The sequence below is a fragment of the Streptomyces sp. NPDC026589 genome (assembly GCF_040638385.1).
Lineage (GTDB): Bacteria > Actinomycetota > Actinomycetes > Streptomycetales > Streptomycetaceae > Streptomyces.
In genome coordinates this window covers 26,228-46,139 of record NZ_JBEZYG010000040.1, presented here as the reverse complement: position 1 = coordinate 46,139, position 19,912 = coordinate 26,228, and the positions used below count along the sequence as shown (strand labels likewise).

The following is a 19,912-nucleotide window of genomic DNA, read 5'->3' as shown; positions in this document are numbered from 1 at the left end:
ACGCTCGGCTGGGAAACCCCAGCCGAGCGCCTGCATAAACTACTCGCGGCCTGACCAACACGACCACGTGTTGCGACGATCCCTAGAAACCGCCTGATGGTGACCGGGGCCCTTCCCGTGGTTACCCGGGCGCGAGCGGCTGTTCCTCGGCGGCTCAGCGCAGTTCGACCGGCTTGGTGCGGTCCTTGTCGACCTTCTCCGTACGCTCCAGCTCGCCCCACACGATGTACCGGTACTTCGAGGTGTAGACCGGAGTGCAGGTCGTCAGCGTGATGTAGCGTCCCGGTTCCTTGACGCCCGACTCCTCCGGGACCGGCTGGATCACGTCGACGTTGAACTTCGACGTCTCGGGGAGCGTCTTGTAGACCTTGTAGACGTACCAGGTGTCCTTGGTCTCGAAGACGACCGGATCGCCGTTCTTCATCTTGTGGATGTTGTGGAACTTCGCGCCGTGCCCGTCGCGGTGCGCGGCCAGCGTGAAGTTGCCCTCGTCGTCCCAGGGGAGGCCCGACTCGACCGGGTCCGTGTAGTAACCCGCGATGCCGTTGTTCAGGGTCTCGGGGTCGGTGCCCTTCTTGACCAGGATCTCGCCGTTCTTCATGGCGGGCACGTGCAGGAAGCCGATGCCGTCCTTGGTGTCCAGGGCGCCCGGTCCGTCCGCCCATCTGCTGCGGACCGTGTCGCCCTGCTTGTCGGCCTCGCGGTCGGCGAGCACATTGGTCCACCACAGGGAGTACGCGACGAACAGCGCGAGCACCAGGCCCGCGGTGATCAGTAGTTCGCCGAAGACGCTGACGGCCGTCGCGACAGGGTGACGGCCTCGCCGGCGCGGGTCCGCGTCCACCGGGGAGGGAGACGTGCCGGCCCGCTCGTCGTGCTCGGTCCTCGCTGCCACCGCACCGTCCCTGTCGTGAGGATGTTCAGCCGACGAGCGCGTCGGGCTTCCCCTGGCTGCGCGGCCGTTCGTCGACCATCTTGCCCCAGACGATCAGCCGGTAGGTACTCGTGAATTCCGGGGTGCAGGTCGTCATCGTGAGGTACCGGCCCGGGCCCTGGAACCCGGAGCCCACCGGTACCGGCTCGATCACCGAGATGTTGGACGGCGCGGTCTGCGGGAGGATGCTGGCCATCTCGTACGTGTAGTACGCGTCCTGCGTCTCGACCACGATCGGGTCGCCGGGTTCGAGCTTGTTGATGTAGCGGAACGGCTCGCCGTGGGTGTTGCGGTGGCCGGCCACGGAAAAGTTGCCCTGCTTGTCGGAGGGCATCGCGGTCTTGAGCCTGCCTTCGCCGTAATGGCCGAGCATCCCCCGGTCGAGCACCTTCTCCTTGTCGATGCCCTCGGCGATCGGGACGACGACGTCCAGCTTGGGGATGTGCATGATCGCGAAGCCCTGGCCGGGTGCGAACACCCCGGGCTTCCGGTCGCCTCTCGCCCACTCGTCCTGGATCCGGTTCGTCTCCTTGCCGGCGATCTGCTCGGCCCGGATGTTGGTCCACCAGAGCTGGTAGGTGACGAACAGCAGCATCAGGACGCCCAGCGAGATGAACACCTCGCCGACCACCCGGCTGGCGACGACCGCCGGGCTGTCCTTGGCCGCCTTCGCCGCGCGCCGGGCCTCGATCCGGGACATCGGGGCGGCCGGGGCGGCCTGTTCGGCGGCCGGTTCCGGGCGCCTGCGGCCGCGCCCCTTGGCCGCCCGCCGCCGCTCGGCCCGCCCACCGGGGGGAGGCGGCCCGGGCCGGGAAGCCGGCTCGGGCCCGGGATCGGGCTCGGCCGGAACGCGGCGGATGACTTCGGTGCGGGGCTCGGCGGGCGGCCCGACGACAGCGGCCATCACTTCGGTGGGCGGTTCGGCCGGGAGGCCCGGGGCCGGGGCCCGCTCCTCGGCCGGAGCCGTGCGCGCAGACGGCTCCTGCGGCCTGTACCAGTCGCGTTGGTACCCGGCGGGGTCATACCACTCGGTCGGGGCCCCCTGGGGCTGCTGAGGCCCTTGGTGAGCCGTGTAACCGGCCCCGGGCGGGGGCGCCGCCGTCGGTAGGCGTCCGAGCACGGGATCCGGTACGTGTCCGAGCACGGGATCCGGTACGTGTCCGAGCACGGGCGCGGGCACCGGCTCCGGCGCTCCGGGGCCTGGTGCGGACACCGGCCCGGGAGTCGGCCCAGGACCCGGGCCCGGGCCGTCCGTCCCCGGTCCGCCCGGGATGTTGTCCGCCCGGAACCACGGCGAGCCATGCCCGCCGGGCAGCGGATCGCTGAGCGGATCCGCGAGGCCGTCCACCGCCGCCACGAACGCGCCGTCGGCCCCGTACGCCCCTTGCGCGTGAGGGCCCTCCGGTCCGGCCTCGTGCCCGGGGCGGCCTACGGTCACGCGGCGGCCTTGCCCACCACCGGCGCGAGCCCCGCCGACCGCGCGACGGCCCCCTGGTCTCCGCACTGCTCCAGCCAGTTGGCGAGCATCAGGTGGCCGTGTTCGGTGAGCACCGACTCGGGGTGGAACTGCACGCCCTCCACCGCCCGGTCGCGGTGGCGCAGCCCCATGATGATGCCGTCCGCCGTGCGGGCGGTGACCTCCAGCTCCGGAGGCAGCGCGCCGGGTTCGGCGGCGAGCGAGTGGTACCGCGTCGCGGTGAAGGGGGACGGCAGTCCGGCGAAGACGCCCTTGCCCTCGTGGGTCACGGGGGAGGTCTTGCCGTGCAGCAGCTCGGGGGCCCGGTCGACGACGCCGCCGTACGCGACCGCCATCGACTGCATCCCCAGGCAGACGCCGAAGACCGGGACGCCGGTGTCCGCGCAGTGACGCACCATCTCGACGCAGACGCCTGCCTGCTCGGGCGTTCCGGGACCCGGGGAGAGCAGGACCCCGTCGAAGCCGTCCTGCGCGTGGGCGGGGGTCACCTCGTCGTTGCGCAGCACCTCGCACTCGGCGCCGAGCTGGTAGAGGTACTGGACGAGGTTGAAGACGAAGCTGTCGTAGTTGTCCACGACGAGGACGCGTGCGCTCACTGGTCTGCTCCTGCTCCACCGGCGCTCTCGCCGTCGACGGTCACATCACCGAACGGGAGCAGCGGCTCCGCCCAGGGGAACACGTACTGGAACAGCGCGTAGACGACCGCCAGAACCAGCACGAGCGAGATGACACCCCGCACCCATGCGTTGCCCGGCAGATGCCGCCAGATCCAGCCGTACATGCTGACCCCTCCATTCGGTACCCGCACCAGACTAGAGGGCCGTGGCCGGGGAGGGGGTCAGCTGTGGAAAAGCGTGGACCCGCACGGTCAGCCGGAGAGCTCCGGCGGCCTTCCGTCGCTCACCGGCCGCGTGGCGTCCAGATACGCCCAGGCGATCAGCCGGTGGCTGCTGCCCCATTCCGGCTCGCATGTGGTGAGCGTCAGATAGCGTCCGGCGTCCTCGAATCCGGAGCCGCGGGGCACCGGGTCGACGACGGCGGTGTCGGTGGGCACGGTCCGGTGAGGCTTCTTCGCGACGCGGTACGTGAACCAGGTCGTGCCGTCGTTCACGACCACCGCGTCCCCGGGCCGCAGCCGCGGGAAGTCCTTGAAGGGGTCGCCGTACGTCCGCCGGTGCCCGGCCACCGCGAAGTTGCCCGTGTCGCCGGGGCGGGCTGTTCCGCTGTAGTGCCCGAGTCCCTTCTGCAGGGTGGTCACCGCGGTGTTCTCCAGGACGGGCCACTCCCAGTCGGCGCCGAGGCGCGGGATGTGCATCGTCGCGAAGGGCTTTCCGGCGCGGTACGGGGCTGGGCTCGCGTCCGGGGCCGGGCTCGCATCCGGGGCCGGGCTCGCATCCGGGGCCGGGGTCTTTGAGGGGGACGTCTCCCGGGAGGCGGGCGGCGGGGCCTGCGCCACGGGCTCCTGGGCCCACTGGCTTTGGAGGGCGTCGATCTCGCCCTCGGCCGCGTCGGCCGCCTTCACCCCTGTCCAGAACAGGAAGTAGACGACGAAGAGGATGATCAGCGCACCCACGGTGACGCAGAGTTCGCTGAAGGTTCTGACGACGACGCGCACCGACACCGGACGGCCTCCCCGGGGCTCTCAGCTCGGGCTCACTCCACGGGCTGTGCGTAGTGCAGATCCACTGTGCCCGAGTACCCGGGAAGAGTCACCGCCTCGTTCTCGTCGACTTTCCAGCCCAGCCCGTACGCCTTCACGTACAGCAGGTAGTTCTGGATCGCGGTGGCGTCGTTGAGCGCCTGCTTGAGCTTGTCCGGGTCGCCGACCGCGGTGACCTTGTACGGCGGGGAGTAGACGCGGCCCTGGAGGATGAGCGTGTTGCCCACGCAGCGGACGGCGCTGGTGGAGATCAGCCGCTGGTCCATCACCTGGATTCCCCGCGCCCCGCCCTCCCACAGCGCGTTCACCACGGCCTGCAGGTCCTGCTGGTGGATGACCAGGTCGTTGGGCTGGGGCTCGGGGTAGCCGGGGTTGGCGGTGGCGTCGGGGGGCGCGTCGTCGAGCGTCACGCTGACGGAGTCGCCGCTGATCCTCGTGGTGCCGGCCGCCTTCTCCAGGGCCTTCAGCCGGGCGTCCTCGGCCTTGGTGGAGCCGTCGTCGCGCTGGGCGAGGGCGTCGACGTCCGCGCGGGCGCCGGCGACCGCGTCGTTCAGCTCGCCGTTGTTCTCGCTGCGCTCCCTGATCAGGTCGGAGAGCTTGAGCAGGGAGGAGTCGCTGCGCAGATTGGTGCCCTTGGCGGTGTTGGCGCTGGTGACGAAGATGAGTCCGGCCAGGGCGAAAACCGCAGCGGTGAGGCCCCGGGCCGCCCACGCGGAGGTGCGCCGGGCCGGGCCTTCTGGGGAGTCGGCGAAATTGCTCAACGTACCCTTATCTCATCAGGCGCCAGAGAAGCACTACGCTAACGGACGCTCGGGGGAGGCAGTATTCCCCCTGGCACCCGCCCCCGGCGCCCGCCACAGATCCCTGCGCGGTCACGCAGCGCATCGACAGGAGAGTCCCTCGTGCCGAAGTCACGTATCCGCAAGAAGGCCGACTTCACGCCGCCCCCGGCGAAGCAGGCAACGACCATCAAGCTGACCAACCGCAGTTGGGTCGCTCCGGTGATGCTGGCCCTGTTCCTCATCGGGCTGGTCTGGATCGTGGTGTTCTACGTGACCGAGGGTGATCTTCCGGTCGACGCCCTGGGCAACTGGAACATCGTGGTCGGCTTCGGCTTCATCGCCGGCGGTTTCGCCGTGTCGACGCAGTGGAAGTGACGGGTCCCTCCTCGGACACCTCCGCGCAAGCCTTGCCCTGAGTTACCCACAGAGTTATCCACAGTCGGGGGAAAAGGTCAGACGATCTGTGGATAACCTCCGCTCATGTTGACGCCGGTGTGACCGCAGCCTCCCTCATCGAGGGGGGCTGCACCCCGTTGCCCAGAAGGAAAGACCCAGCTCAGCGACGAGGGGAACGCATGTTCCTCTTGCCATGCACAAGATTCTGCGCACACTGTGGACAACTTCGGTCCGCCTGGGGGTGGAGGGCCCTATTCCGCTCAGGTGAGCGACATCGTGCGGGCGACGATCATCCCGACCGTCACCAGCAGGACGAGCGCACAGGTCCCGACCTGCACCGTCGTACGCCGCTCGCGCGGGGCATGGACCATGGCGACGGCGATGGCGAGGCCCGCGACCAGGCCGCCGATGTGCGCCTCCCAGGCGATGCCGTCCCAGCGGAAGGTGACGAACAGGTTGATCGCCAGCAGCACGAGCACCGGCCGCATGTCGTAGTTCATCCGGCGCATCAGTACGGCGGTGGCACCGAAGAGACCGTAGACCGCGCCGGACGCCCCGAGCGAACCCTGGTTGGGTGCTTCCAGCAGATACGTCAGCGCGCTGCCCGCGAGACCGGACAACAGATAGAGCGCGAGGTAGCGGCTCCGGCCGAGCGCGGCCTCCAGCTGTCCGCCGAGCCACCACAGCCCCAGCATGTTGAACCCGATGTGCACCACTTCCTGGTGCAGGAACATCGAGGTCACCAGGCGGTACCACTGGCCCTCGGCGACGCCCTCGACGGATCCCGGCGGCGGGCTCGGGTCCCACGCCAGCCCGAGCAGCGTCAGATCGCCCACCAGCGCGGGACGGACGGAGACCAGGAGGAAGACTGCCAGATTGATGCCGAGCAGGATCTTGGTGACCAGGCGCGGGTCGGCGGCCACCGAGCCGCCCGCCAGCGTCCGCGGCCGGCCGGCCGCCGGGTGGTGCCCGGTGCCCGAGCCCTGGCGTACGCAGTCGGGGCACTGGAAGCCGACCGAGGCGCTGACCATGCACTCGGGGCAGATGGGCCGCTCGCAGCGCGTACAGCTGATGCCGGACTCGCGGTCGGGGTGGCGGTAGCAGGTCGGCGTCGGCGCCCCGCTTCCCGTGGCGGCACCGTTCCCCGGCGGCTGCTGGTCCATCGGTCCTGGCCTGCCTCTCGGTCCTCGTCGCTCGGCGGCGCGAACAGGGCCGCCCCGCTGGTCCGCTCTGTATCAGTACGGACGGGCGGGGCGGTTGGTTCCCGCGCGGGTATCCGGCGGGAGCCGTCGTCAGCGGGTCTCGACGACCACGGACTCGATCACCACGTCCTCCAGCGGACGGTCGGTACGCGGATTGGTCGGGGTGGCCGCGATGGCGTCGACGACCTTGCGGCCGGCCTCACCGGACACCTCGCCGAAGATGGTGTGCTTGCCGGTCAGCCAGGCGGTGGGGGACACGGTCAGGAAGAACTGCGACCCGTTCGTCCCCGGACCCGCGTTCGCCATGGCCAGCAGATAAGGCTGCGTGAAGCCCAGCTCCGGGTGGAACTCGTCGGCGAACTTGTAGCCGGGGCCGCCGGTGCCGTTGCCCAGCGGATCGCCGCCCTGGATCATGAAACCGCTGATGACGCGGTGGAAGACGGTGCCGTCGTACAGCCGGTCCGTGGATTTCTCCCCGGTCTCCGGGTTGACCCACTCGCGCTGCCCGGTGGCCAGCTCGACGAAGTTCCGGACCGTCTTGGGGGCATGGTTCGGCAGAAGCCGAATCTCGATGTCGCCCCGATTGGTCTTCAAGGTGGCGTAAAGCTGCTCGGCCACGGTCTGCCTTCCTTCGTCCTTCACCTGACGTCACATCCATCGCTGACGTCCGCCGATCCTCCCACGGACCGGGAAATGTGCGGCCGGATGCCGGGTGAAACGGCGCGTTCGTCGGCGAACCGTGGCATTGTCGTCGGCACACTTCACATGAACCGTTTTGACCTCAAATGGCGACCATGACCCGGATGCCCGTCCCGCATGCCGGGCCTGGATCCAACAGGCATGATTTCGAACTGGGCGGACAGGCGGAGTACCTACCCGCCACCAAGGAGGAGGATCTCGTGACCCGCATCGACAGCGTGCGCGCCGCAACCGACTCGGCGAAGGACAGCGCGCAGCACGCCGCGGAAGTGGTGGCGCCTTACGCCGACACAGCCAAGAAGCAGGCGGCCCACTACGCGCACGAGGCTCGTACGCAACTCGCGCCGAAGGTGACGAAGGCCGCCAAGCAGGCCCGTGTCCAGTACGCGTCCCACCTCGCACCTCGCCTCGAACAGGCCCGTACGCACGTGCCGCCCAGGGTCGACGAGGCCGCGCACCGCGCCGCGGTCTCCACCCGTAAGGCCGCACGGAGCGCCGCCGACTACACCGCCCCCCGCGTCGAGCACGCCCGGTCGGTGGCCCTGCCCGTCGCCGAGCAGGCTTCCGCCCGCAGCGCGGCCGCCCTCGCTGCGCTGCGCTCCCAGGTGACGGCCAAGGAGATCCAGAAGCTGGCCAGGAAGCACCAGCGGCGGGCCAAGGCGGGCCGGGCCGCGAAGGGGTTCCTGGTGCTGGGCGTCCTGGCCGGCGGCGCCTACGCCGCCTGGCGCTGGTGGGACAAGCAGGCCAACCCGGACTGGCTGGTCGAGCCGCCCGTCGCCACCGAGCTGGGCGACGAGCGTTCGCCGCTCAGCTCGGTCGACGGCAGCGACCGGGCCGACCTCGACCCGGAGGTCAAGGCCAAGCAGGCCGAAGCCGAGTCGGGCGAGGGAGACACCCCGGGCCTCGACGACCGGCCCTGACCCGGGGCGTCCCCGGGCCCACCCCCTGAGAGAACGGACGCGGCTGCGGCCGACCGCCCTCCGCGGTCGGCCGCAGCCGCTCGTCCGTTCCTGTCCCCGCCCTGCCCCGCTCCGCCGTAAGACGGCGGCGGAGCCCCGCTCACCGGCGACTACCGGCTCACGGCGAAGCGCATCAGGGCCTGCTCGTCGCCCTGCTTGATCTTCCCGGTCTCGTTGATCACCTGGAGCTTCCAGCCGGCGCCCTCGCGGATCGCCTTGGCCACGGCGACGCCGTTGTCCTGGGTGAGCATGCTCGGCCAGATGTCGGCCACCTGCTGCGTGCTGCCGCCCGTCGCGTCGTACACCTTGAAGCTGATGTTGCGCGCGTTGCTGAACGCGCTGCGCTTCTTGTACGCGGCGGCGATGAAGACGATCGCCGTGATGTTCGAAGGAATCTTGGCGAACTCGACGGTCACCGTCTCGTCGTCACCGTCACCGTGCCCGCTCTGGTTGTCCCCGCTGTGCACCAGCGAGCCGTTGCCCAGCGGGTCCAGCGAGTCCAGACCCGCCAGCCGCACCGGGTCCCCGCCCTGCAGGGCGATGGCGATCAGGTCGAGGTCCGTGCCGGCCTTCTGCCGGAGCTTCCCCATCAGGCCGCCGCTGCTCCCGACGGTGGGGTCCCAGGACGCCCCGATGGACAGATGGGTCACCCCACCCAGGTCGGCCGGGCCGTCTTCCTTCGTCAACGTGATCATGCCTGAGTCCTTTTGTGGCTCGACTGTTTACGTATGAAGTGTGCCTGGTACCTCCGGCACTCGGTTCCCCGCAGGAAGCGCGCCGGTTCCGGATCGTACGAGACCGGCGCCCGGCAGGGGCTCAGGCGCTCGGCGGTGCGCCGACGCGGGAGCAGGACGAGACGAACGAGAAAGACCCCTCCGAACCGCGTTACCGCAGTTCAGAGGGGTCTGAGATGTGGAGCCTAGGAGATTCGAACTCCTGACATCTGCCTTGCAAAGGCAGCGCTCTACCAACTGAGCTAAGGCCCCGGGCCACAACGAACGAGGGCAACGCCCAGCACGTCCGTGCCAGGGCTACCGTCGCAGACCAGAGTACCGGGTGACCCCCGTGATCCTGCAAAAGGATAGGGACTCCCCGTGGACGACCACGCTCCGTAAGATGCTCGCAAGGTTCGCAGCAGCGAAGCGGCAGCGATGGGGAGACGCCATGGACGCAGCGCAACAAGAGGCGACGGCAAGAGCCAGAGAGCTTCAACGCAGTTGGTACGGAGAGCCGTTGGGGGCGCTCTTCCGCCGGCTGATCGATGACCTCGGCCTGAACCAGGCCCGGCTGGCCGCTGTTCTCGGGCTCTCCGCCCCGATGCTCTCCCAGCTGATGAGCGGCCAGCGGGCCAAGATCGGGAATCCCGCGGTGGTCCAGCGCGTCCAGGCCCTCCAGGAGCTGGCGAGCCAGGTGGCCGACGGCAGCGTCAGCGCGGGCGAGGCCACCGACCGCATGGGGGAGATCAAGAAGTCACAGGGAGGGTCGGTCCTGACCCCCACCGGCCAGACCACCTCCACCGGCGGCGCTCCCACCGTCCGCCGTGTGGTGCGCGAGATCCAGTCCCTGCTGCGGTCGGTCGCGGCGGCCGGCGACATCATCGATGCCGCGGACGCTCTCGCCCCGACCCACCCGGAGCTGGCAGAGTTCCTCAAGGTGTACGGAGCGGGACGCACCGCGGACGCGGTCGCGCACTACGAGGGGCACCAGAGCTAGCGGCTCCGGACCACGAAGGACGGCGGATCCAGGGCACGCGCACACCGTGCGGCGCCCTGGTGTCGGCAGGGCACGGGGCCGGACACGGGCCGCGGCAGACGCCGCGGCACCACGGGAACGGGGAGCGGGCGCAGCACAATGGGTGAGGTCTTCGCTGGTCGGTACGAGCTGATCGATCCGATCGGACGGGGCGGGGTCGGCGCCGTCTGGCGCGCCTGGGACCACCGCCGCCGCAGGTACGTCGCGGCCAAGGTGCTCCAGCAGAGCGACGCGCACACGCTGCTGCGCTTCGTCCGCGAACAGGCCCTGCGCATCGAGCACCCGCATGTGCTGGCCCCGGCCAGCTGGGCCGCCGACGACGACAAGGTCCTGTTCACCATGGACCTGGTGAGCGGCGGCTCGCTCGCCCATGTCATCGGCGACTACGGCCCGTTGCCGCCGCGCTTCGTCTGCCTGCTGCTGGACCAGCTGCTCTCCGGACTCTCCACGGTGCACGCCGAAGGGGTGGTGCACCGCGACATCAAGCCCGCCAACATCCTGATGGAGGCGACCGGAACGGGCCGCCCACATCTGCGCCTCTCCGACTTCGGCATCTCGATGCGCAAGGGCGAACCCCGGCTGACCGAGACCAACTACGTGGTCGGCACGCCCGGTTACTTCGCCCCCGAGCAGATGATGGGCGCCGAACCCGACTTCCCCGCGGACCTCTTCGCAGTCGGCCTGGTCGCGCTCTATCTCCTCCAGGGCCAGAAGCCCGACTCCCGGGCGCTGGTGGAGCACTTCGCCGCGCACGGCACCCCGAGCGCCCCCAACGGCATTCCCGAACCGCTGTGGCAGGTTCTGGCCGGGCTGCTCCAGCCGGACCCGCACGCCCGGTTCCGGACGGCGACGGGCGCCCGCAAGGCCCTGACCGCCGCGGTCGAGATGCTCCCCGAACCCGGCCCGGACGACGAGCCGGTGGAGGTGTTCGACCAGATCGGGCCGCTGCCGGCGGGCTTCGGCCCCGACGGGCCCGTGACCGCCCCTCAGGAGCCCGAGAAGCCCGCACCCGCCCCCACGGCCGCACCGGCGCGGCCGGCCGTTCCGGAGCCCGGACAGCAGGCCGACGCACCGCCCCCCGCGTCGATGTCCGAGACGGGCAGCTTCCACCTCGCGCCCCCGTCCGGAGCCTCGCCCCCGCAGCAACCGCCTTACGCACAGCCGGGGTTCGAGCAGCCGTCGGCCGCACCGTTCACCGCGGACGCACCACCCCCGCAGCAACAGCCTTACCCACAGCCGGGGTTCCAGCAGCCGTCGCCCGCACCGTTCACGCCGGACGCGCCACCCCCGTACGCCGTCGGCGCGCCGGACCTCTCCCAGGCGCCGACCTCCGGCGTATCGCACGATCCCGTCGCCACCCGCGCCTACACCGGCCGGCAGCGGCAACCACCGGTGCCGGCCCCGCCGGTGCGGCACGCCGCGCCCCACGCGCCCGTACGGGGAACGCGTCCGGGGCCGCCCCCGAAGGTGGCGGCCGGGGTGCTGGTGGCAGCGCTGATCTGCTTCGCGGTCGGCATCTGGGCCCTGACCCAGACCTGACGGTCCCGCCGCAGGTCCGGCTACCGGCCCTGCGGCGGCTGGTGGCCCCCGGCGACCGGCGTACCCGCCGCCGGGGCCCCGGCGGCGCGGCGGCGCGCCAGCAGCGTCCAGACGCCCAGCCCGAGCAGCAGCACGGACCCCGTGCCGATCCCCGCCGCGGCGACCACCGTCATCGGGCCGCTCCGCGCGGCCTCCCGGGCGTTCTTCCCCTTCCGGGCCACTTCCCGGTCCTGGTCGGTGACGCCGAAGACCCCGGCGTCACCCTCGTACGGGGACGTCTCGGCCTTGTTCTTCACCTGGACCGCCAGCTCGAACGGGATCGGCTCGGCGCCGTAGGACTCCTTGAGCTTCGGGCTGAGGGACACCGACAGGTAGTACCAGCCCGCGAAGCGCATGGCGCTGACCTGGGCCGAGGGGGCGAAACGGTTGCGGTAGGCCACCGGCGGCAGCGGCCTCAGGGACGCGGAAGCAGGCCCTCCGGAGTACGAGAGCGTGGCGTCGGAGACATGTCCCTGGGCGGGGTTGTCCAGCGACAGGGTGAGCGCGTTGCCCACGAACTCCTTGGTGGCTCCCGTGCTGTTGGAGAGCCCCGCGGTGGCGTGGAGCTGCTGGCCCCAGTCGACCGGCACCCGGTAGAAGCGGGTCTGACCCGGGGCGACCGTGTCCTGCCAGCGGCCGTTCTCCAGACTGGTGGCCTCGGAGTACCCGGCCCCGCCGGACCGCTTCTGCTGCTTCCCGGTCAGCGGCTTCGCCGAGGCCGAGGGATAGCCTTCGGGCCCGTCGGTCGGCATGGCCGCCCCGCTCTTCAACCGCGGCTCCTGAAGGAAGCGCAACTCCAGGTCCCAGGCGTCGGAGTTGGACGTCTCCTTGCTCTCGCGCTCGACGAGGACGTCGTACTGGCCGCTCTCCTGGCAGGTGGTGCTGGATTCCTTGATGGTCCGGGAGACGTACGCGGCGATAGGACGCGCGTACCCGCCCGCGCCGAAGTTCGCCTGCTCCGCACCGCATTGGGTGTCGTCGGTCTCCCGGAGACTGACGTTGATGCCGTCGCCGTAGGCGACCGCGCCGCTGTCGCCGGGCACCGCGACCGCCGAGACATAGGCGGCGGAGGCGTCGTCCAGCGTGACCCGGTAGTAGAGCTTCTCGCCCGGCTTGATCATGCTGCGGTACGGGACGCCCTCGTCCAGCGTGGACGCCTCGACGTTGGTAGCCGCCCCCTGCACGTTCTTCGCGTCGGGGTCGAACGCGTACACCCCGGGGCCGGCCGCGTGCGCCTGCCCCGGCAGGGCCGCCGCCGCGCACATCGCCGCGAGTACCGCGGCCACCACCCGGCCCCTGTTGCGCTGCCTCTTCACGCGCTTCCCCTCGTCGTCCTCACGCGCCGGTGCCGTCGACCGCCCGGGCCGCGACGCCGGTCCATCCTGCCCCGCCCGCACCGCCGGTGTCTCCGGCCGCAGCCGCATTGCCCCTCTTGTCCGCGTTCCGTCCCTCGCCGACACCCGGCCGGAGTTCACCAGAGCAACTTATGTATGTGCTCCCGTGAACTCAAGAGGCCAGGAGGCCCCGAGGTACGGGCGTCACGCGCGTCACGCGCGTACGACAAAGGGCCCGCACGCCGACGAGCGGGCCCCGAGCAGCACGAAGCCCCGGCCGCTCAGCGACCGGGGCCCGTAACAGACTGTGCCGTCTCACACACCCGAACCTGCGGGCACGGAGTCGGTCGCCTCCGTCCACAGATCCTGCTCGGCGCGATCCGCCTGGATCTGGCGGTACACGAGGAGCCCGCCGATGGCGGCCAGTGCGACCAGGAGAAGCTTCTTCACCGCGCGACCTCGTCTTTCCTTGGCGTATGGGCCTTCTGTCGCCGACTATACACACCGGCCGATACCGATCGGTTACCTGCCCGGGGGCCCCGGAGCCCCCCTCCACGGCGTCCGGAAAGACCTCCCCGCCCCCTCTTCCGACCGTCCGCGAAGGCCTGTCCACTCCGGTTGCACCATACGAGTGGTGTTCATCCGAAGATCGGCGCAGAGCGGGCGTCGCTCCTCGAAACCACGGCCCGGATCCACATGATCGGAGAAGTCAGCAACCGGACCGTCCGAAAGCGAGGGGCCATGAGCACCTTCCAGCCCAAGAACCTCTGGACCGCCTTCATCACCGCGTTCTTCGCCCTCCTGGCGTCGCTGGGCCTCGCCACCGCCACGGCGGGCGCCGCGAACGCCACGAACGCCGCGGCGCAGCCGAGCACCACGGCCCAGGAGCACACGGCAGCCACCGCGGCAACCCCGATCGCCCCCTCGGTCCGATGGACCCTTCCGCGTGACCGGGCCGTGCCGCCCACCATGAAGCAGCGCATCCGCGCCGAGGCCCACGGCTCCTCCCCGGCCACCCGGCACCTGTCGCTCGACCCCGCGGAGGCCGCCCGCACGACCGGCCCGGCCGGCTCCCACCACACAGCCCCGGAAGGCGACTCCCCGGCGCCACCCCCCTGATCCCGGCCCCCGCCACACTCCGGGGCCCCTGGTCCGGTTCACACCGGCCGGGGGCCCTTTCCGTGTGCGCCCCGAGCCTGTCCTACGCCCCGGAGCCCCCATGGACACGGGGCCTTCGCCATGTCCGGGGCCACCTCCGGTAGTCCCGGGGCCTTTCCAGGGCCCTCAACGCCCCGGCCGTACGCGCGGCTCCCCGACCCGACACGCCCACGCGAACCGACCCGGCCTCCTCAGCCCGACCCGGCCCACCCCGGCCCGGGCCGAGAGCCGACCGACAGCACCAGCACCAGCACCAGCACCCTCAACGCGAAGACCCCCAGCCACTGATGACTGGGGGTCTTCGTTCTGTGGGGCTAACAGGATTTGAACCTGTGGCCTCATCCTTATCAGGGATGCGCTCTAACCAACTGAGCTATAGCCCCGCCGCGCTGTCGCGCTGACTTCTGAAGATTAGCGCACGTCGGGGCCAGTCCCAAAATCGATACCCGGCGCGCTACTCGTCCTCGGCCAGCGTGAGCTCGACGCCGCCCACGAAGCCCGCCGACAGGTTGTAGATGAAGGCGCCCAGCGTCGCCAGCGCGGTGGCCAGCACCACGTCGATCACCGCGATGACCGAGGTGAAGATGAGCACACGCGGCAGCGACAGGAACGACTGCAGATCGAAGCCGTTGCTCTCGTTCGAGCCGGTGGCCTCGCTGATCGTGCCGCCGACGGTCTCGAAGACGCCCATCGCGTCCATGACCATCCACAGCACCGCCGACGCCACCACCGTGCAGATGCCCAGCGCGATCGACAGCAGGAAGCTGACCTTCATCACCGACCACGGGTCGGCCTTGGCCACCCGCAGACGGGCCTTGCGGGTACGCGGAGTGGTCCGCGCCCCTGTGCGTGGCTTACGCGTCGCCTGAGCGCCGCCCACGCCCTGCGCGCCGCCCAGCGTGCCGCCGGCCGGCTCTCCGGGCCCCTGGTACGCCTGGGGCGGGTGGTACGGCCCCGACGGCCCCGGTGCGGGCTCACGCTCGCCGGGCAGGGGCCCGGTCGCGTAACCCTCGTACTGGGGCTGAGGCCCTCGTGTGTCCGTCACAGTGCCCCCTTGGGAGTCCGTGGCAGGGCCACGGGCACCGTTCGCTCCAGCTCCGGAAGCGGCCGAACCGGCGCCCATGGCTCCACTCACGCTCTACTCCTCGTGCTCCCCGGTCGAAGGCTCCGTGCCCTCGACAGTGCCCTCGCTCACGCCCGCGGCGTGAACCTCGGCCAGCTCGCCATCGACGTCATCGGCCCCATCGACCTCTTCCGCCTCACGGCCGGCCTCGGCGTTGCGCGCGATGCCGACGACGGCGTCGCGCTTGCCCAGATTGATCAGTTGAACGCCCATGGTGTCACGGCCCGTCTCCCTGACTTCATTGACTCGCGTACGAATCACACCACCGCCGAGCGTGATGGCGAGAATCTCGTCCGTCTCCTCGACCACCAGCGCACCGACGAGCGATCCGCGGTCCTCCACGATCTTGGCTGCCTTGATGCCGAGGCCGCCGCGGCCCTGGACGCGGTACTCGTCGACAGGGGTCCGCTTCGCGTACCCGCCGTCGGTAGCGGTGAAGACGAACGTACCGGGCCGGACGACATTCATCGAGAGCAGTTCGTCGCCCTCGCGGAAACTCATCCCCTTGACGCCCGAAGTGGCACGGCCCATCGGGCGCAGCGCGTCGTCCGTCGCGGTGAACCTGATCGACTGGGCCTTCTTGCTGATGAGCAGCAGATCGTCCTCGGCCGACACCAGCTCGGCGCCGATCAGCTCGTCGTCGCCACCGTCCGGCATCTCGCGCAGGTTGATCGCGATGACACCGCCCGAGCGCGGCGAGTCGTAGTCCTTGAGCGCGGTCTTCTTCACCAGACCGCCCTTCGTCGCCAGGATCAGGTACGGCACGGCCTCGTAGTCGCGGATCGCCAGGATCTGGGCGATCTTCTCGTCCGGCTGGAAGGCCAGCAGGTTGGCGACGTGCTGGCCGCGCGCGTCCCGGCCGGCGTCCGGGAGCTCGTACGCCTTGGCCCGGTAGACCCGGCCCTTGTTCGTGAAGAACAGCAGCCAGTGGTGGGTCGTCGAGACGAAGAAGTGGTCGACGATGTCGTCTTCCCGCAGCTTCGTCCCGCGCACGCCCTTGCCGCCGCGCTTCTGCGAGCGGTAGTCGTCCGTCTTCGTGCGCTTCACATAGCCGCTGCGGGAGATCGTGACGACGATGTCCTCCTCGGCGATCAGGTCCTCGATGGACATGTCACCGTCGAAGGGCACCAGCGCGGAGCGCCGGTCGTCGCCGAACTTGTCGACGATCGCCGCCAGCTCCTCGCTGACGATGGAGCGCTGCTTGGCGGGCGAGGCCAGGATCTCGTTGTAGCCGTTGATCTTCGCCTGGAGCTCGTCGTGCTCGGCGGTGATCTTCTGGTGCTCCAGCGCGGCCAGCCGGCGCAGTTGCATCTCCAGGATCGCGTTCGCCTGGAGCTCGTCGATCTCCAGCAGGCCCATGAGGCCCTCGCGGGCGATGTCCACCGTGTTGGAACGCCGGATGAGGGCGATGACCTCGTCGATGGCGTTCAGGGCCTTGAGGAGGCCGCGCAGGATGTGCGCCCGCTCCTCCGCCTTGCGCAGCCGGAACTTCGTCCGCCGGACGATGACCTCGATCTGGTGCGTCACCCAGTGGCGGATGAACGCGTCGATCGACAGCGTGCGCGGCACCCCGTCGACGAGCGCCAGCATGTTCGCGCCGAAGTTCGTCTGGAGGTCGGTGTGCTTGTACAGGTTGTTCAGGACGACCTTGGCGACCGCGTCCCGCTTGAGGACGACGACCAGGCGCTGACCCGTACGCGAGGAGGTCTCGTCGCGGACGTCCGCGATCCCGCCGACCCTGCCGTCCTTGACCAGGTCGGCGATCTTCTGCGCGAGGTTGTCGGGGTTGGTCTGGTACGGAAGCTCCGTGACGACCAGGCACTGACGGCCCTGGATCTCCTCGACCGCGACGACCGCGCGCATCGTGATGGAGCCACGGCCGGTGCGGTACGCCTCCTCGATGCCCTTGCGGCCCACGACCAGCGCGCCGGTGGGGAAGTCGGGGCCCTTGATGCGCTCGATCAGCGCGTCCAACAGCTCCTCGTGCGAGGCCTCGGGGTGCTCCAGATACCACTGGGCACCGGAGGCGACCTCGCGGAGGTTGTGCGGCGGGATGTTGGTCGCCATGCCGACCGCGATGCCCGCGGAGCCGTTGACCAGCAGGTTCGGGAAGCGCGCCGGCAGGACCGTCGGCTCCTGGTTGCGGCCGTCGTAGTTGTCCTGGAAGTCGACGGTCTCCTCGTCGATGTCCCGGACCATCTCCATGGACAGCGGCATCATCTTGCACTCGGTGTACCGCATGGCGGCGGCCGGGTCGTTGCCCGGGGAACCGAAGTTGCCGTTGGAGTCCACCAGCGGCATGCGCATCGACCAGTGCTGCGCGAGGCGCACCAGGGCGTCGTAGATGGAGGAGTCGCCGTGCGGGTGGTAGGTGCCCATCACGTCGCCGACGACGCGGGCGCACTTGTAGAAGCCCTTCTCGGGGCGGTACCCGCCGTCGTACATCGCGTACAGCACCCGGCGGTGGACGGGCTTGAGGCCGTCCCGTACGTCGGGCAGCGCACGCGAGACGATGACGGACATCGCGTAGTCGAGGTAGGAGCGCTGCATCTCCGTCTCGAGCCCGACGGGCTCGACACGCATGCCCACGCCGGGGATGATCTCCGCCTCGGGCATCACGGGTTCAGGTGTCACAGGGGTGTTCTCGTCGGCCATTGCTGGTCAAAGTCCTTTCGAGCTGCGGCGTCGCTGGTACGGCCGACTCAGATGTCGAGGAAGCGGACGTCCTTGGCATTGCGCTGGATGAACGAGCGCCGCGCCTCGACGTCCTCGCCCATGAGCACCGAGAACAGGTCGTCGGCCTGCGCCGCGTCGTCCAGCGTCACCTGGCCGAGGACCCGGTGGTCGACGTCCATGGTCGTGATGCGCAGCTCTTCGGCGTTCATCTCGCCGAGGCCCTTGAAGCGCTGGATCGAGTCTTCCCTGATCCGCTTGCCGTTCTGCTTGCCGAGCGCCACCAGGGCGTCTCGCTCCCGGTCCGAGTAGGCGTACTCGAAGTCGTCCCGGCCCCACTTGATCTTGTAGAGCGGCGGGCGCGAGAGGTAGACGTTGCCCTGTTCCACCAGGGGCCGCATGAAGCGGAAGAGGAACGTCAGCAGCAGGGTGTTGATGTGCTGACCGTCGACGTCGGCGTCCGCCATCAGAATGATCTTGTGATAGCGGAGCTTCTCGATGTCGAAGTCCTCGTGGACCCCGGTGCCGAACGCCGAGATCAGCGCCTGGACCTCGGTGTTCTGGAGGATCTTGTCGATCCGGGCCTTCTCGACGTTCAGGATCTTGCCGCGGATGGGCAGGATCGCCTGGTACATCGGGTTGCGGCCGGACTTCGCCGAACCGCCGGCGGAGTCACCCTCGACGATGAAGATCTCGCACTTGGTGGGATCGTTCGACTGGCAGTCGCTGAGCTTGCCCGGCAGCGAGGCGCTCTCCAGCAGCCCCTTGCGCCGCGTCAGGTCACGCGCCTTGCGGGCCGCCACCCGGGCGGTCGAGGCGGCGATGCCCTTACGGATGATGTCGGCGGCCTCGTTGGGATTCCGGTCGAACCAGTCCGTCAGCTGCTCGTGGACGACCTTCTGCACGAAGGTCTTGGCCTCCGTGTTGCCCAGCTTGGTCTTCGTCTGGCCCTCGAACTGCGGCTCGCCCAGCTTCACCGAGATGATCGCGGTGAGGCCCTCGCGGACGTCCTCGCCGGTGAGGTTGTCGTCCTTCTCGCGGAGCAGCTTCTTGTCGCGCGCGTACCGGTTGACCAGCGAGGTCAGCGCCGCACGGAAGCCCTCCTCGTGCGTGCCGCCCTCGTGCGTGTGGATCGCGTTGGCGAAGGAGTAGACGCCCTCGGTGTACTGCGTGTTCCACTGCATGGCGATCTCGGCCGAGAGGAGACGGTCCTTGTCCTCGGCCTCGATGTCGATCACCGACTGGTGAATGACGTCGCCCTTGCGGGAGTTGAGGTACTTCACGAAATCGACGATGCCGTTTTCGTAGTGGTACGTGACCGTGCGGGCGGTCTCCTCCTCGGCGGGCTCGACCGCGTCCGCGCTGTCCGCGCCCGCCGTCGCCTTCGCCGACTCCCGCTCGTCGGTGAGCTTGAGGGTGAGGCCCTTGTTGAGGAACGCCATCTCCTGGAAGCGGCGCGAGAGGGTCTCGAAGCTGTACTCGGTGGTCTCGAAGATGTCCCCGTCGGCCCAGAAGGTGACCGTCGTACCGGTCTCCTCGGTGGCCTCGTGCTGGGCCAGCGGGGCGGTCGGGACACCGAGCTTGTAGTCCTGGGTCCAGCGGTGGCCGTCGGTCTTGACCTCGACGGCGACCCGGGTGGACAGGGCGTTGACGACGGAGACGCCGACGCCGTGCAGACCGCCGGAGACGGCGTAGCCGCCGCCGCCGAACTTGCCGCCCGCGTGCAGCACGGTCAGCACGACCTCGACGGCCGGCTTTCCTTCGGACGGCACGATGCCGACCGGGATGCCCCGGCCGTTGTCGATCACACGCACCCCGCCGTCGGCGAGGATCGTGACGTCGATGGTGTCCGCGTGGCCCGCCATCGCCTCGTCGACCGAGTTGTCGACGACTTCCTGCACGAGGTGGTGCAGGCCGCGCTCACCGGTCGAGCCGATGTACATGCCAGGCCGCTTGCGGACCGCGTCCAGCCCTTCCAGCACGGTGATCGCACTGGCGTCGTACGAGGCGGCGACCTCGCCGTGCTCGCCCGCTGTGGACGGAATGTTCTCGTTGGGGTTGCCGGAATCGGCCACGAAGCGCCCTTTCTGGCACAGCACAGGCCGTTCTCCGGACAGGCGGGAGCGGCTGCGTCGTTCGGCTTGTATCGACGACTCCCGCCTCAGCGGCGGGATTACTCACCAGT

General features: G+C 69.9%; 19 protein-coding genes and 2 tRNA genes. 5 read left to right on the top strand and 16 right to left on the bottom strand.

The features are described from left to right. Nucleotides 1-154: 154 nt before the first annotated feature. The 6 genes from AB0F29_RS39105 to AB0F29_RS39080 form a co-directional block, all read right to left on the bottom strand. Entirely contained in the window at nt 155-895 is a 741-nt protein-coding gene (locus tag AB0F29_RS39105; protein WP_361883053.1) for a class E sortase, read from the bottom strand. Nucleotides 896-920: 25 nt separating this feature from the next. Then, nucleotides 921-2,372 carry a class E sortase gene (locus AB0F29_RS39100; protein WP_361883050.1) on the bottom strand — a complete coding sequence of 484 codons (1,452 nt, stop codon included), beginning with the start codon at nt 2,370-2,372 and terminating at the stop codon, nt 921-923. Next, complete coding sequence (locus AB0F29_RS39095) at nt 2,369-3,007, bottom strand: aminodeoxychorismate/anthranilate synthase component II (RefSeq protein ID WP_018957297.1); 639 nt, start codon at nt 3,005-3,007, stop codon at nt 2,369-2,371. Before AB0F29_RS39095 ends, AB0F29_RS39100 begins: the two co-directional genes overlap by 4 nt. Beyond that, nucleotides 3,004-3,192: a hypothetical protein gene (locus tag AB0F29_RS39090; RefSeq protein WP_003967905.1), complete on the bottom strand. Its 189-nt coding sequence runs from the start codon at nt 3,190-3,192 to the stop codon at nt 3,004-3,006. Before AB0F29_RS39090 ends, AB0F29_RS39095 begins: the two co-directional genes overlap by 4 nt. Before the next feature lie 87 nt (nt 3,193-3,279). Continuing rightward, nucleotides 3,280-4,032, bottom strand: a complete 753-nt coding sequence (locus AB0F29_RS39085) for a class E sortase (protein WP_361883045.1) — start codon at nt 4,030-4,032, stop codon at nt 3,280-3,282. Between the two features lie 32 nt (nt 4,033-4,064). Then, nucleotides 4,065-4,832: a DUF881 domain-containing protein gene (locus AB0F29_RS39080; protein WP_361883042.1), complete on the bottom strand. Its 768-nt coding sequence runs from the start codon at nt 4,830-4,832 to the stop codon at nt 4,065-4,067. A 141-nt stretch (nt 4,833-4,973) separates the two neighbouring features. Here AB0F29_RS39080 and crgA point away from each other — a divergent pair, with 141 nt between their 5' ends. Then, nucleotides 4,974-5,228: a cell division protein CrgA gene (crgA, locus tag AB0F29_RS39075; RefSeq protein ID WP_265600592.1), complete on the top strand. Its 255-nt coding sequence runs from the start codon at nt 4,974-4,976 to the stop codon at nt 5,226-5,228. Nucleotides 5,229-5,509: 281 nt separating this feature from the next. Here crgA and AB0F29_RS39070 read toward each other — a convergent pair whose 3' ends face one another. Together AB0F29_RS39070 and AB0F29_RS39065 are read right to left on the bottom strand one after the other, a co-directional pair. After that, on the bottom strand, nt 5,510-6,412 hold the full coding sequence (locus tag AB0F29_RS39070) for a rhomboid family intramembrane serine protease (protein ID WP_361883038.1): 903 nt from the start codon (nt 6,410-6,412) through the stop codon (nt 5,510-5,512). 129 nt (nt 6,413-6,541) lie between these two features. Further along, nucleotides 6,542-7,069 (bottom strand): peptidylprolyl isomerase, encoded by a 528-nt coding sequence (locus tag AB0F29_RS39065; RefSeq protein ID WP_050359820.1) that lies wholly within the window; start codon nt 7,067-7,069, stop codon nt 6,542-6,544. Between the two features lie 281 nt (nt 7,070-7,350). Between AB0F29_RS39065 and AB0F29_RS39060 the strand changes: the two genes are divergently transcribed. Next, a complete protein-coding gene (locus AB0F29_RS39060; RefSeq protein WP_361883056.1) occupies nt 7,351-8,070 on the top strand; it encodes a DUF5324 family protein in 720 nt (239 codons plus the stop codon). Between the two features lie 149 nt (nt 8,071-8,219). Here AB0F29_RS39060 and AB0F29_RS39055 read toward each other — a convergent pair whose 3' ends face one another. Both AB0F29_RS39055 and AB0F29_RS39050 read right to left on the bottom strand, forming a co-directional pair. Continuing rightward, nucleotides 8,220-8,804: a TerD family protein gene (locus tag AB0F29_RS39055; RefSeq protein WP_018957304.1), complete on the bottom strand. Its 585-nt coding sequence runs from the start codon at nt 8,802-8,804 to the stop codon at nt 8,220-8,222. A 218-nt stretch (nt 8,805-9,022) separates the two neighbouring features. Next, nucleotides 9,023-9,095 (bottom strand) — tRNA-Ala (locus AB0F29_RS39050). Between the two features lie 178 nt (nt 9,096-9,273). Between AB0F29_RS39050 and AB0F29_RS39045 the strand changes: the two genes are divergently transcribed. Both AB0F29_RS39045 and AB0F29_RS39040 read left to right on the top strand, forming a co-directional pair. Continuing rightward, nucleotides 9,274-9,822 carry a transcriptional regulator gene (locus AB0F29_RS39045; protein WP_026290409.1) on the top strand — a complete coding sequence of 183 codons (549 nt, stop codon included), beginning with the start codon at nt 9,274-9,276 and terminating at the stop codon, nt 9,820-9,822. Nucleotides 9,823-9,960: 138 nt separating this feature from the next. Further along, the gene (locus AB0F29_RS39040) at nt 9,961-11,400 is read left to right on the top strand and encodes a protein kinase (RefSeq protein ID WP_361883033.1); all 1,440 of its coding nucleotides are present in this window, start codon (nt 9,961-9,963) and stop codon (nt 11,398-11,400) included. Nucleotides 11,401-11,420: 20 nt separating this feature from the next. On the opposite strand, the gene AB0F29_RS39035 is transcribed toward AB0F29_RS39040, so the two are convergent. Both AB0F29_RS39035 and AB0F29_RS39030 read right to left on the bottom strand, forming a co-directional pair. Next, nucleotides 11,421-12,755: a hypothetical protein gene (locus tag AB0F29_RS39035; RefSeq protein WP_361883030.1), complete on the bottom strand. Its 1,335-nt coding sequence runs from the start codon at nt 12,753-12,755 to the stop codon at nt 11,421-11,423. Between the two features lie 333 nt (nt 12,756-13,088). Beyond that, on the bottom strand, nt 13,089-13,223 hold the full coding sequence (locus AB0F29_RS39030) for a DLW-39 family protein (protein WP_003958712.1): 135 nt from the start codon (nt 13,221-13,223) through the stop codon (nt 13,089-13,091). Between the two features lie 291 nt (nt 13,224-13,514). Between AB0F29_RS39030 and AB0F29_RS39025 the strand changes: the two genes are divergently transcribed. Beyond that, on the top strand, nt 13,515-13,892 hold the full coding sequence (locus AB0F29_RS39025; RefSeq protein WP_361883027.1) for a DUF6344 domain-containing protein: 378 nt from the start codon (nt 13,515-13,517) through the stop codon (nt 13,890-13,892). A 348-nt stretch (nt 13,893-14,240) separates the two neighbouring features. On the opposite strand, the gene AB0F29_RS39020 is transcribed toward AB0F29_RS39025, so the two are convergent. The 4 genes from AB0F29_RS39020 to gyrB all read right to left on the bottom strand — a co-directional run bounded on the left by AB0F29_RS39020 (nt 14,241) and on the right by gyrB (nt 19,826). Further along, nucleotides 14,241-14,314, bottom strand: a tRNA-Ile gene (locus AB0F29_RS39020). A 71-nt stretch (nt 14,315-14,385) separates the two neighbouring features. Beyond that, nucleotides 14,386-14,976, bottom strand: coding sequence for a DUF3566 domain-containing protein (locus AB0F29_RS39015; RefSeq protein WP_026290410.1), 591 nt, complete (start codon nt 14,974-14,976; stop codon nt 14,386-14,388). A 93-nt stretch (nt 14,977-15,069) separates the two neighbouring features. Further along, a complete protein-coding gene (gene gyrA / locus AB0F29_RS39010; protein WP_361883024.1) occupies nt 15,070-17,709 on the bottom strand; it encodes a DNA gyrase subunit A in 2,640 nt (879 codons plus the stop codon). A gap of 47 nt (nt 17,710-17,756) precedes the next feature. After that, on the bottom strand, nt 17,757-19,826 hold the full coding sequence (gene gyrB, locus AB0F29_RS39005; protein ID WP_361883021.1) for a DNA topoisomerase (ATP-hydrolyzing) subunit B: 2,070 nt from the start codon (nt 19,824-19,826) through the stop codon (nt 17,757-17,759). Between the last annotated feature and the right edge of the window lie 86 nt (nt 19,827-19,912).